This window comes from Parabacteroides chongii, from assembly GCF_029581355.1.
Classification (GTDB): Bacteria; Bacteroidota; Bacteroidia; order Bacteroidales; family Tannerellaceae; genus Parabacteroides; species Parabacteroides chongii.
Genome location: NZ_CP120849.1, coordinates 2,009,892 through 2,022,685, shown reverse-complemented (window position 1 = coordinate 2,022,685; position 12,794 = coordinate 2,009,892). Strand labels below are relative to the sequence as shown.

General features: G+C 43.8%; 8 protein-coding genes. 6 read left to right on the top strand and 2 right to left on the bottom strand.

Annotated elements, in window-relative coordinates; translation table 11 throughout:
• The first annotated feature begins 287 nt into the window (after positions 1-287).
• The 5 genes from P3L47_RS07595 to P3L47_RS07575 all read left to right on the top strand — a co-directional run bounded on the left by P3L47_RS07595 (position 288) and on the right by P3L47_RS07575 (position 8,935).
• A complete protein-coding gene (locus tag P3L47_RS07595; RefSeq protein ID WP_277783215.1) occupies positions 288-2,342 on the top strand; it encodes an alpha-L-fucosidase in 2,055 nt (684 codons plus the stop codon).
• Between the two features lie 609 nt (positions 2,343-2,951).
• Complete coding sequence (locus P3L47_RS07590) at positions 2,952-6,164, top strand: SusC/RagA family TonB-linked outer membrane protein (protein WP_277783214.1); 3,213 nt, start codon at positions 2,952-2,954, stop codon at positions 6,162-6,164.
• A gap of 19 nt (positions 6,165-6,183) precedes the next feature.
• Positions 6,184-7,695, top strand: a complete 1,512-nt coding sequence (locus P3L47_RS07585) for a SusD/RagB family nutrient-binding outer membrane lipoprotein (protein WP_122375621.1) — start codon at positions 6,184-6,186, stop codon at positions 7,693-7,695.
• 21 nt (positions 7,696-7,716) lie between these two features.
• Positions 7,717-8,421, top strand: a complete 705-nt coding sequence (locus P3L47_RS07580; RefSeq protein ID WP_277783213.1) for a BT_2262 family domain-containing protein — start codon at positions 7,717-7,719, stop codon at positions 8,419-8,421.
• 13 nt (positions 8,422-8,434) lie between these two features.
• Positions 8,435-8,935, top strand: coding sequence for a lipid-binding protein (locus P3L47_RS07575; RefSeq protein WP_277783212.1), 501 nt, complete (start codon positions 8,435-8,437; stop codon positions 8,933-8,935).
• A gap of 133 nt (positions 8,936-9,068) precedes the next feature.
• Here P3L47_RS07575 and P3L47_RS07570 read toward each other — a convergent pair whose 3' ends face one another.
• The gene (locus tag P3L47_RS07570; protein ID WP_122362062.1) at positions 9,069-9,911 is read right to left on the bottom strand and encodes a LytR/AlgR family response regulator transcription factor; all 843 of its coding nucleotides are present in this window, start codon (positions 9,909-9,911) and stop codon (positions 9,069-9,071) included.
• Between the two features lie 178 nt (positions 9,912-10,089).
• Here P3L47_RS07570 and P3L47_RS07565 point away from each other — a divergent pair, with 178 nt between their 5' ends.
• Positions 10,090-11,235, top strand: coding sequence for a DUF6051 family protein (locus P3L47_RS07565; RefSeq protein WP_277783211.1), 1,146 nt, complete (start codon positions 10,090-10,092; stop codon positions 11,233-11,235).
• Between the two features lie 98 nt (positions 11,236-11,333).
• Here P3L47_RS07565 and P3L47_RS07560 read toward each other — a convergent pair whose 3' ends face one another.
• Positions 11,334-12,749, bottom strand: coding sequence for an MFS transporter (locus tag P3L47_RS07560; protein ID WP_122362063.1), 1,416 nt, complete (start codon positions 12,747-12,749; stop codon positions 11,334-11,336).
• Positions 12,750-12,794 lie beyond the last annotated feature (45 nt).

Here is a 12,794-nt window from a genome sequence, read left to right as displayed (position 1 = left end):
GTATCTATTATAAATAATATAGTTATTAGATGCCCAAATATATGAATTCATTATCAACAAAACAAACTTAGAATACATTTTATACATCACATTATTAAGCAGATAGAGAAATACCACATGTATTTAATACAATAAGACAAAGAATATTGTACTAAATACGCCAAGATCCTATCGGATAGCTTTTTCCCTGTTATACAATAAGTAAAAATATCAAAACAGACTGGAAAAACATCGGCAAACCAGATTTTTCGTACCTTTGGGAGCATAAACAATAACATAAACACGAGATGAAAAGCACAAATTATCTTTTCCTCCTTGGGGTCGGACTCAGTACGTTATTTTCCTGTAAGGAAGTAAGTGCCCCTGACCCTGTCTATCCTATTCCGACACCGGAGCAGGTAGAATGGCATAAAATGGAAACCTATGCATTCGTCCATTTTGGTTTGAACACATTCAACGATCTTGAATGGGGGTACGGAAATACGCCGGCTTCAACTTTCAATCCTACTGATCTGGATTGCGAACAATGGGTCCGCACGATCCAGGCAGCCGGATTAAAAGGGGTGATCCTCACCGCCAAACATCACGACGGTTTTTGTCTGTGGCAGACTGCTACGACAGAATACAGCGTGAAAAACTCTCCTTGGGAAGATGGGAAAGGAGATATGGTGAAAGAGCTTTCCGATGCCTGCCATAAACACGGACTGAAATTCGGAATCTATCTTTCTCCCTGGGATCGCAACAGTGAAAATTACGGACAACCGGGATACGTAGAGAAGTTTCATGCCCAATTGCATGAACTGGTGTGCAACTATGGTCCGTTGTTCGAATACTGGTTCGACGGCGCAAACGGAGGAAACGGCTGGTACGGCGGTGCCGATGAAACACGTTCGATCGACCCGAACAGTTATTATAAATACGAACAGGCCGTCGACACCATCAAAAAATACAATCCGTCAGTCATGATCTTCGGCGGAACCGAACCTACTATCCGCTGGATCGGGAACGAAGAAGGCTGGGCAGGTGATACACAATGGAGTATGTTTACCAAAAAAGACGGCATACATTACCGTCAGAGCCAATGGGGACTGGAAGATGGCGAGCAGTGGCTGGGCGGCGAATGCGATGTATCCATCCGTCCGGGCTGGTTCTATCATGCACGCGAAGACCACCAGGTGAAGTCGTTGTCACATCTGGTAGATCTGTATTACCGGAGTGTGGGACATAATGCGAACTTCCTGTTGAATTTCCCTGTCGCACTGAACGGAAAGATCAGCCCGACCGATTCGATCCGCGCTATCGAATGGCATCAGACCATACAGAACGATCTTAAAACAGATTTATTGAAAGGTACCTCTGTAAAAGCCAGCAATTCCCGCGGCGGTCAGTTCAAAGCCGACAAAGTCAATGACGGGGATTGGGATTCTTACTGGGCTACAGATGATGACGTCACAAATGCAACACTTACCTTTACATTTAATAAACCGACAGATGTAAACCGCCTGATGATCCAGGAATACATTCCATTGGGGCAGCGCGTAAAAGCATTTACCATCGAAACGGAAAAAGACGGACAATGGACTCCCGTCGAAGCAGCCGACTCTACGACAACTGTCGGTTATAAACGAATTGTCCGCTTCCAGACCGTCAACGCTGATAAGATACGCATCAACTTCCTGGATGCACGCGGTCCGCTATGTATTAATAATGTAGAAGCATTCCTTGCACCTGCATTGCTGACAGAACCTGCAATCAGACGTGACTTGAAGAATATCATTACAATCCAGGTGGAAGATAAAAATTCAGAACTTCATTACACAACCGACGGTTCTGAACCGACAAAAGACTCTCCTCGTTACACAGAACCGTTTGCGTTTGCTCAAAAAGGTACGATCAAAGCTATTTCATACGACCGTACATTTGACAAAGCCAGTCCGGTATCTGTAAAAGAACTGGATATTCCAGCTTCAGACTACACGGTTATTTCTCCAAAGAACGAAAAGGCTATTGCCATGTTCGACGGTAACGGATATACAACTTTTTATTTACCGAAAGGAAAGCAAGAGATCGAGATACAATTGGCTAAAGAACTTCCGATCGCCGGATTCCGTTATGTGCCTAACCAGGGACGTGATGCAGGAGGACATATTTCCAATTATCAGTTATTTGTGAACAACAAAAAAATTGCTGAAGGAGAGTTCTCAAACATCAAACATAATCCGATCGAACAGGAAATACGTTTCCCGGCTGTAAAAGGGGATAAGATCCGGTTTGTAGCAACACGGATTGTGGATGATTTGCCCCAAGCTGGTATTGGGGAGTTTTCAGTTATTACTGAATAAAGCCAGTAGTACAAAACCAATACGATTCAAATAAGAAGGAGTGTCGGACATACGTTTCGACACTCTTTTTTATATATGATAGCTTTTCTTTGATAAATACAATCTTATTTACTTAGTTCTTGGAGAACTATGTCCATTTGGACTATCTTTATAGTTATAACAGAAACTGTTTTATAAAAATATCTTAGACTTAGAACGATAAACTTATTGGTGTTTGTTGTCGTTTTTTTGGGTTATTAAAAAAACGACGGCAAGTTATATAAAAATATCACAACTACAACCTTTTTTTACATAAAATATCCAGCCATACTAAATATTTAGCAGCAGGAGCCACCAAAAACAAACCAATGAAAGCTGTTTTTTCACACCTTTTAAATGATAATAAATATCAAATCCTCATCTTACAGTAAATACACCTTCCGTTTTATCCACAAAGAGCATGATACTCAGTAAACTTAAATTCAAAGCAAGAACAGAATAACGACTATTCAAAACAAGATCATTAAGCTTTCCTTCTGACTAAAAGACATAGTTCTCCAAGGACTTAGATATACCTTATTTAACCTTAGTAAAAATTGTAGTTATATTATATAATTTAATGTGTGCGAAATGAAAAAGTTAACTTTTACTTTACTGTGCCTTGTGATCTGCATGTGTACAGTAGTGGCTCAAAATGTGAAGGTGACAGGTACTGTTACCGCCGCAGATGACGGTCTACCGATTATTGGAGCATCAGTTCTTGTTAAAGGGACAATGATTGGTACAGTAACGGATGCCGAAGGTCGTTTCTCTTTGGATGTACCACCCGAGGGAAAAATTTTACAAATTTCGTATGTCGGTATGAACACGCAGGAAGTAGCTGTAAAGCCAGTTATTAAAGTGCTCTTGCAGTCAGACACCCAGAATTTGGAAGAAGTTGTCGTTACGGCAATGGGTATTACCCGCTCCGAAAAAACCCTGGGATATTCAGCAACGACCGTTAAGGCTGATGAAATTATCAGCTCACGTACGACCAATGTAGCCGATGCCCTTTCCGGTAAGGTAGCCGGATTATCGGTTAGCTCCACCTCTTCCGACCCGGGTTCGGTTAGTAACATTGTAATCCGTGGTTTCAGTTCTATCAACGGAAGTAATCAACCACTTTATGTAGTTGACGGTGTACCTTTACAGAATAATATGGTTTCCGGTGATGGCAAGAACGTAGCAACCGGAGGTATTTCAAGTGTGGCTTCTGAAGATATCGCTTCGATGACTGTATTAAAAGGTGCAGCCGCAACAGCCCTGTATGGTAGCCGTGCCGCTAACGGTGTGATCGTGATTACCACGAAATCAGGAAAGAAAGGCGACGGACGAAATTTCTCGATCAGCTACAGCGGTAATGTACAGGCTCGTATGGTCTCTTTCCTGCCGGAAATGCAGAACTCGTTCGGACAGGGATGGAACGGTGCACAGACATTTATCGAAAATGGTTCCTGGGGGCCTCGCTTGGATGGATCAATGCAGGTGTATGGCCCGATCTGGAATAATCAGCAGTTGATTCATGAATACAGTGCAAAAAAAGATAATGTAAAGGATTTCTTTGATCCGGGTTGGTCGCAGAACCATACAATTTCCTTGAGCGGTGTTTCTTCCGACACCAAGATGGATTATTATCTGTCTTATTCTTTTACGAAAGATGATGGTATCATGCCGAAAGATTATGATACATACGAACGTAATACGGTAGCTTTCCGTGGCGGCTATGAAGCGACAGACTGGTTGAAAGTGTCTTCTTCCCTTAATTTTGCACGCAGCCAGACGGATGCAGTCGGCAGTTTCCAAGGTACATCCGTAATCGACGGCGTGTTTGAGTTACCTCGCGACATCTCTATCGTGGACATGAAAGATACCAGTTCACCCTTCAATACTCCGGAAGCTTACTTTACTCCTTACGGCATCACCAACCCCTACTGGTCATTGGAAAACAATTACAACCATACGGCTTCGAAGCAAATTTACGGTAAAGTGCAGGTGGATGTCACTCCGATCAGAGAGTTGAAACTGTCCTATCGCATGGGCTTCGACTATACGGACTATGACCGTAAGGTAGGTGCTCCGCAAATTAAGCTGGACGACGCGCTGATCGACGAAGACTATGGATATGCTCCTTCCAACATGAACCAAAGTGGACATGTATATACCCGCTATGGCCGTCATTACGAATTGAATCACGATTTCCTGGCTAATTATTCTAAACGTTTCCTGGAAAACAAGCTGGATGTGAACGTAAATGCCGGTGTAAACATGAACGAACGCGGATATACGCGCACGACCGGCCAGACCGACGACTTGTCGTTCTTTTCCGGATTTTGGGATCTGAGTAACGGTTCTACGAAAACAACATTGTCGGAAAGTCAGAATAAACGCCGTTTGGTAGGTCTCTTCGGAGATGTAACCGTTGGTTGGGACGATATGATTTACCTGAACCTGACCGCCCGTAACGACTGGTCGTCTACATTGCCTATCGACAACAACAGTTTCTTCTATCCGGGTGCCACATTGAGTTGGATCTTTACCCGCCTAATCCCGGAAAATGAAATTCTTACTTTCGGAAAGGCTCGTTTGGCATATGGTAAGACCGGTAACGATGCAGATCCTTACCAGACAGGTCTGACTTATATACAAGGTACGGCAAATGGTTATTATGGTCTCGACATATCCAAGTTCCCGATGAACGGAGTGAATGCCTTTATAGCTTCCAATACAAAAGGCAGCAACACATTGCGTCCGGAAATGACATCAGAATTTGAAGTCGGCATGAACCTACAATTCTTCAACGGACGTTTCGGGATCGATGCAGCCTATTACAACCGCAAAACGAAAGACCAGATCTTTACTCTTCCGACCGATCCGTCAACAGGTTTCAGCTATATGGTAACCAACTTCGGTGAAGTCAGCAACAAAGGTATCGAATTAGTTATCAACACCACTCCGATACAGGTTAAAGATTTTCGTTGGGATTTGAGTTTCAACTTCTCAAAAAACAACAACAAGGTACTTTCATTACCTGAAAGCCTGGAAGGCGGAAAAGTTTCCATCTATAACTTCTCTGCCGGTAACGATGCGATTTATATGTATGCCGAAGAAGGTAAGCCGATGGGGCAGTTCTATACTTACTTACCGAAGAAAACTGCAGATGGAAAGCCGATCGTAGACGCAAACGGTTATCCTGTTTTAGGTACATCGGTCGAAGATACCGGCAAAAACATGAATCACGACTGGACAGGCGGAATCAATACAGCTTTTACCTATAAAGATTTCACATTGAGCGCATCTTTGGATATTCGTAGCGGTGGTTATATGTTCTCACGTACGAAGAACCTGATGCAATTTACAGGTAACGGTGTAGTTACAACTTACAACGACCGCCGTCCGTTCATTATCCCCAATTCAGTCGTTGATAATGGCGGTGGCAATTATACCGAAAACACCACCCCGATTTATCTGGGCAACGGCAGCTATCAAACCTATTTCAACGATTACGGATATGGAGATGGCGGAGAAGCTTATCTGCTCGATCGTTCATTCGTTAAATTGCGTAACATCAGCCTGACCTGGAATGTTCCGAGACAGTGGGTACGCAAGATGTCATTGAGCAATTTGGCCATTACGGCATTTTGTAATAATGTATTTACCTGGACCGCATCAGATAACCGCTACGTAGATCCGGAATCGACAACCGTATCACAGTCCACTTACGGTGACCTGGCAACACAATTCGGTGAACTGTATACCAACCCGTCTTGCCGTATATTCGGATGCAACCTGAGTGTTAAATTCTAAAACGAGGAGAAAATAAAATATGAAAAAGATATTATTGGCATCTGCACTGCTTTTGGGTGTAAGCTTCACTTCTTGCAACAGCTATTTGGATATCAACACGGATCCCAATTCGCCAGCCGAGGAGAACATTGAGACTTCCATGTTAATGCCTGCCATCGAAATGAACACGGCTTCAAGCTATGGTAATTTTTTGCGCATTGCCGGAGGTTTCCATGCCCAGCAGTACGCGCACTTATTCGGAACAAGCAACTATTTGGACTATTCAAAGTTCAATATGTCGGCTACCCGCAGTAGCGGAACCTATACGCAATTCAATCAAAAAGCATTACAGAACCTGAAGACATTACTAACCAAGTCCGCAGAGCAGGAAGACTGGGGAACCTATCTGGCTGGAACCGTTTTGCGCGCGTTTGTTTACGAAGCTTTGGTTGATTGTTATGGCGAAGTGCCTTATACAGAAGCACTGGATTTAGAAAACTTTCCGACTCCTAAATATGATGAAGGACAGGTGGTTTATGAAGGAGTGATTGCAGAAATCAATGAGGCGCTGGAAAAGGTTTCGGCATCGAATATTGTATGCACCAACTTCCTTTTCCCGTCTTCAACGGCCGACAAATGGATCAAGTTCGCCAATGCATTGAAGTTGAGGATGCTGATGCGTATATCCGGTGTGAAAGACGTACAATCAGAAGTGGCTGCTTTATTGGCAGAAAACAACTTCCCAACCACCGACGTTTCTTATAAAGGATGTTGGAAGAACGAACCAGGACAGATGAACCCGTTCTATTCGGAAGAATTTGCTACGACCTGGGGATCTACGCAAACCAATATCGCTGCCAACCTGGCGATCATCGGTACGATGCAAGTAAAGAACAGCGAAGGCGCTATCGAATATGAAGATCCTCGTTTGGCTGCTTTCTTTCAAAAAAACAAAAGCAATGAATATATCGGCGGTATTTCAGGAACCAACTATCCGAAGTCTACCAGCAAATTGCAGGATTGGTGTCGTCCGGTGGCCACATTCGATATGCCGGTTTACCTGATCACCGTATCAGAAGTTGAATTCTTCAAGGCTGAATATTATGCACGTTATGGATCTGCAGCCGATGCCGCCACTCATTATGCGGCCGCCATCGAGGCTTCTTTTGCTTCTGCTAACGTAAGTGGAGCTGCCGACTATGTAGCCCGTTATCCGTTCGATGCTTCCAATTATAAAAAGAGTATCGGTATCGCAAAATGGGTCGCTCTTTCCGGTGTCAACCCGTTCGAAGCCTGGTGTGAGATGCGTCGTTTGGATTACCCCACATTCGGTACAGCCAAAGGTAGCGACTTTTATACCGAAGGCGATCAGGAATCATACAATACATCCAAATATGTTCCCGGTACGTTGTACACGCCGATTCAGGTATTTGGCGAAGTGGGTGCAAATAAATTGCTGGAACGTTATCCGTATGCAGAAAGTTCTTCTTCCCGTAATGAGAACACACCGGCATTCCCGGGATATACGTCACCGGTGTTCTGGGGTAAATAATTTAATTTAAAAGAGAGATTTATGAAAAAAGTAATTTATAGTTTATTGCTTTTTTGCGGTCTTTTCGGTTTATGGGGCTGCGAGAAAACGACAGAAGGTCTGACTAAAGTGACCTATTATGTGAACTTTGAACTGAATGGTGATAATCCCATGCTGGTACCGGTGGGCAGTACATTCTCTGATCCCGGTGTTGTTGCCATGGAGGGAGAAGAAGACGTGACCGCTTCGGTAACTGTCAATAGTGATGTGAAAGCAGATCAAATCGGTCTATATTCTGTATCTTATTCAGCTACGAATGCGGATGGATTCTCCAGTTCGGTTAAACGCACGGTGGTTGTTTATGATCCGGAGGTCACAACAGATGCTTCCGGTGATTATACGGTGGACTCAAGCGTCAGTTATCGAAATATGAATGGTCAACAAGCTCCATTCAAAGGAGATTTCAGTGTATCTGTTACTTTGGTGGCACCAGGCATATTTGCCGTATCCGATTTTCTGGGAGGTTGGTATGACCAAGGAGCCGCTTACGGTGCAGCTTATGCCATGAAAGGCTATTTCAAACTGAATGCAGACAATACGATCGAACCGCTCAGTAGTTTGCTTGCTGGTTGGGGCGACTCTATGGACAGCATGAAAGAGGGGAAATATGATCCGGAAACAGGACAGATTTCCTGGTATATCGACTATGCAGGAACGATGACATTCTATGTAATAATGAACAAATAAACGGATAGAAATTATGAATAAACATATTATTTGGCTATTTACCCTGCTGGTATTCGTATTGGCAGGTTGCGAAAAAGACGAAATAGGCAACACAGCAACCGAAGCACTTGCCGGTGAATGGAAAGTGACGGTAGATGCGGTAGATGAAGGAGGTAATGTCATTGCCGAAGATTTCAACGGAATTGGACATATCCTGATGAATACCTATAACACGGCAGCAAATACACCTACCGAAATGTATGTAGACGATATAGGCCACTTTTGGGAATATAAAGTACGGGTTAAATCGGATGTCGGTGCGTTGACATTTGCAACTAATGGTGCTGCTCCCAATGAAGCCTACGAATGTGATGTGACGATTGACGGCGGTAAAATCTTATTGGGAGCTGCTACAACACCTCATGGAACACCGGCGGACAGTATCGTCTATTATATCTCATTCAGCGACGATGAACCCGGTATGAGGTATAAAGTTTCCGGATATCGCTATTCAGGGCTTGCTGTTGACGATTAATATATAAGATCTATTTATAAAACATACATATTAACCAAAAACCTTGCTAGACACACTTGACCGGAGTTAGTAGTGATACCAGCTCCGGTTTTTTTATACGACAAAAGAACGCTCTTATTCGTACAAAACAGGATCATGAGGAATAGGTCATAAACCAATGCGTAACTTTCTCGCTATAGGTCTTCGAGATCGGGATATCCGGGACTTTCTCTACCCCTAATTCCAGATAAACGCCATCTTTTTCACGACGGATCACTTTAACCTGGTCGAAATTGACCATATAGGAACGATGGCAGCGTAACACATTTGTTTCCGCCAGGCTCTCCTCGATCGCCTTCAACGAATTGCGAAGCATGAACTTTGTCAACACTCCTTTATTCAGGTACCAGATACAGACATAGTTATCAGCAGATTCAATATATAAAAGATTTGTCCGCTTCACCGACAAACGCAATTCGTGCTTCTCGTCATAGAAAGAGAATACTGATAATTTGTTGGCAGCTTCCGCCCTGTCTTCTTCCAGCAACCTCAATTGCCGTTCTTTCTCCTGATAAGAAAAATAAAGATGCAAAGCCGAATAAGGCAACAGCAATACCAGACTCGTATTGATAGCCGACTCTTTGAATACACTCAAATATTCACGTTCCGGATTCAATACCAGCGTATAAATCGTATAAAACAGAGACATAAAAAATATCTCCAGCAGGATCCACAGCGAATATCCGCCTACCGAAACAACATGTTTCCTCCCCCAATAATACATTACGATCCGGCTGATTACCACCACCAGTACACCGGTAAGGATTATCAGGCTGGAAAAAACAAAAAATTTAAACTCTGAAACCGGATACCAGTTAGACGAACTGAACGGCTTATAAATATTGATAAACACCAAAGCGAAAAGTGCCGTCAGCAGAACCAGGCGAACGATGTTCGACTTCTCATAAATATAAGCGGGTATTTTATGACCGAGCATTCCCATATCTTTTGCCTCTTATTTGGTAACAAATGTACTAGTAAATCCCGAAACATTCACCCCGTATACAAAAATTTCACCCCGCTATTCGGATTTATGCCCCTGCCGGAGTTCACCGGAACCATTTATTTGCAAGGATTGTTTTAATAATGTTTGTTTGCATCAAAAATCGATTGTTATGGATATCTCACTTCGCACACAACAACTAAACAGCCTTTTTTCGTACGATAAAAAGGCACGCCTGGAAGAGAGCCGTCTGGAAATAACTCCCTTTCGTTTTACGCAGACAATAGGTGCCAGCGAAATAAACGAATTCCAAAAGGAGCTTGCCACGACCGAATTCTGTTCCGTCACCGACGACCATATCCAGGAAAATAAAATATTTAATTATACGGTTTTTGCCCCTTCCGGAAAAGAGAAGCGCGACAAAGCCATCATTCTCCTGCACGGATTGAACGAACGAACCTGGGAAAAATACCTGACCTGGGCCGAATACCTGACCGAGTCGACCGGAAAGCCGGTCATACTTTTCCCGATCGCTTTCCATATGAACCGGACACCGGGCAGCTGGTGCAATCCGCGAACTGTATTACCCTGGGTCGGCAAACGGAAACAGGAAATAAACAACCTGGTCAACTCCACCTTTGCCAATGTGGCATTAAGCAGTCGGCTGTCAATAAACCCGTTGCGCTTCTATGCCTCGGGACGGGAATCGGTGTATAACCTCTGGCAACTGGTATACGAAATCAAAAGCGGCAGACATCCTCTGTTCAAAGAAGATACGTCCATCAATCTGTTTGCCTACTCGATCGGAGCATTGCTGTCGCAGGTATTATTATTGAGTAATCCGGAGAAAATGTTCAACGACACCCGCCTGTTCATGTTCTGCGGCGGTTCCATATTCAGCGAGATGGATGGAAATGCACGCGACATCATGGATCAGGAGGCATTCGACAGCCTGCAGCGTTTTTACCGCCATGACTTCCTGGAAAACCGTTCTTTACCGACTTCGTTTAAGAATGATTTCCTCGAACAGGCTTTCAAAGCCATGATCCGTCCGGATGTGCTACAGGAATACCGCGAATCCTTTTTCCAGAAAGCATGTCACCGGATCCAGGCGATCTCACTGAAGAAAGATGTCGTCATGCCGACCGGCGGAGTGATCAAAGCATTGGGCAAAGCATCCGGCAAGATACTGGAAGAACTGGATTTTCCTTTCCCCTATTCACATCAGATACCGTTCCCGTTCCGGTCAAAGACCGACCAGACACTCGTAAACCAGGAATTCAACAGTATATTCAGCAAAGCGGCGGCATTCCTGTAAAAACAGAATGAATATCAAAAAAGCCCCGGGATCACCCAGGGCTTTTTCATTTCATACAGAGCTTTTAATACTCCGGTTTTATTATACTTAACTATCAATTAGTCCAATGTAATCACTTTATATTTCGGTACCAAAGCCTTCATTGCTACCCATCCGATCAGATAAGCGACCGAACATACGCAGAAGATAATGAAATATCCCGCTGGTTTCCCTTCGAATCCCATAAACGTCATATGAGTCTCATCCGCATAAACAAACAGGTTACCCGCCACTTTTTGCAGGATCATCGAACCTACACCGCCAGCCATACCACCGATACCGGTAATACTCGCAATCGCTGATTTCGGGAACATATCGCCTACCGTAGAGAAAATGTTAGCAGACCAGGACTGATGAGCTGCACCACCGATACCGATCAATATAACCGGGAACCAGGGAGAGATCGTACCCAGCGGTTGCGCCAGCAATACAACGAGCGGGAAGAAAGCAAAGATCAACATCGCTTTCATACGGGCTGCATACGGGTTCATACCTGTACGGTTGATAAATATAGTCGGCAGTTTACCACCGTAAATAGAGAGCATTGTCACGGCATATAAAGTAAAGATAAGTGCCATGCCCAACGGATCTGAAGTTTTGATCCCGAATTGTGTATTCAAATAAGAAGGAGTCCAAAACAAGAAGAACCACCATACACCGTCTGTCATGAATTTACCGACAACGAATGCCCAAGTCTGTTTAAAAGTAAAACACTGCCAAAAACCTATTTTCTTCTGCTGGTCTTCCGGCAATTCCGGAGCTACACCCTCTTCGTGTTTATCCTGCTCAATATAAGCGAGTTCAGCAGCATTTACATGTTTACTTTTGGCTGGCGAAGTGTACATAAATACCCACATCCCCATCCAAACAAAGCCCAACGCACCAATTACGATAAACGCCATCTCCCAACCCAGCCATTTAGCCAACGGCGGAATAGTCAGCGGAGCGATCAAAGCACCGATAGAGGCACCGGCATTAAATATAGATGTCGCATAGGCACGGTCTTTTTTCGGAAAATACTCGGCTGTTACCTTAATAGCTGCCGGGAAGTTACCTGCCTCTCCTAATGCCAGCACACAGCGGGCAACCAGGAAGCAATACATACTGACAGTAGCCAAAACAACCACTACATCACCTGTTGCAGCAATCAATTCGGCAGCACTGTTCATACCTACATAATGTTCTGTTACAACACCACACAAAGCATGCAAACAAGCACCAGCCGACCAGACACCAATTGACCAAAGATATCCTTTCTTCGTACCCATCCAGTCGATAAAGCGACCGGCAAACAACATACAAATAGCATATACAATAGAGAATACAGAAGTGATCGTTCCGTAATGGGATTCATTCCAATGAAATTCGGGTTTGATAAATTCATCCCAGGTTAGTGATAAGACCTGACGGTCGAGATAATTTACTGTCGTTGCGAAAAACAACATCGCACAGATTGTCCATCTGTACTGGGTCATTTTCTGACCTACATTGCCTAATGTGCTCATTTCTTACTGGTTTTT